This window comes from Alteromonas infernus, from assembly GCF_902705815.1.
Window position 1 is genome coordinate 1 of sequence record NZ_CACSIG010000030.1, and the last position, 533, is coordinate 533.

Genomic DNA, 533 nt, shown 5'->3' on the forward strand with positions numbered 1-533 from the left:
AAGACGCCACCGCAGCGCCAGAGGAAGCGAGCGACCAAGTGCGTACACAGGTTCGTGAGGGAGCCAAAGTAGGCCGTAACGACCCATGCCCTTGTGGTTCAGGTAAAAAGTATAAGCAGTGCCACGGTAAGCTTAAGTAATGAAAGTAGTACACGTTGCTGTGGGCGTTATTGCCCGCGGCGATGAAATCTTCATTACCCTTCGCCCAGACAATGTCCATCAGGGCGGGAAATGGGAGTTTCCCGGCGGTAAAGTGGAAGCAGGCGAAACCGTGCTTCAGGCATTAAAGCGAGAGCTTGCTGAAGAAGTAGGTATTAGCGTGAACCACAGCGAGCCTGTGATTGTTATTACCCATGACTATGGCGACAAGCAAGTTAAGCTAGACGTTCATCGCGTTTATGACTTTACCGGTGAGCCCCATGGCAAAGAAGGTCAAGCATCGCGATGGGTTAACATTAATGCGCTTAACCCGAGAAGATTTTCCCGAGGCAAACGTGACCTATAATAAAACGCATTACAGAAATAAAAACTGG

General features: G+C 49.7%; 2 protein-coding genes. Both read left to right on the forward strand.

From position 1 onward, the window contains the following. On the forward strand, nt 1-140 hold a 140-nt coding region (locus tag ACX5J7_RS07380; RefSeq protein ID WP_498706667.1), incomplete at its 5' end, for an SEC-C metal-binding domain-containing protein. Beyond that, entirely contained in the window at nt 140-505 is a 366-nt protein-coding gene (mutT, locus tag ACX5J7_RS07385) for an 8-oxo-dGTP diphosphatase MutT (RefSeq protein ID WP_498706665.1), read from the forward strand. The genes ACX5J7_RS07380 and mutT, both read left to right, overlap by 1 nt. Nucleotides 506-533 lie beyond the last annotated feature (28 nt).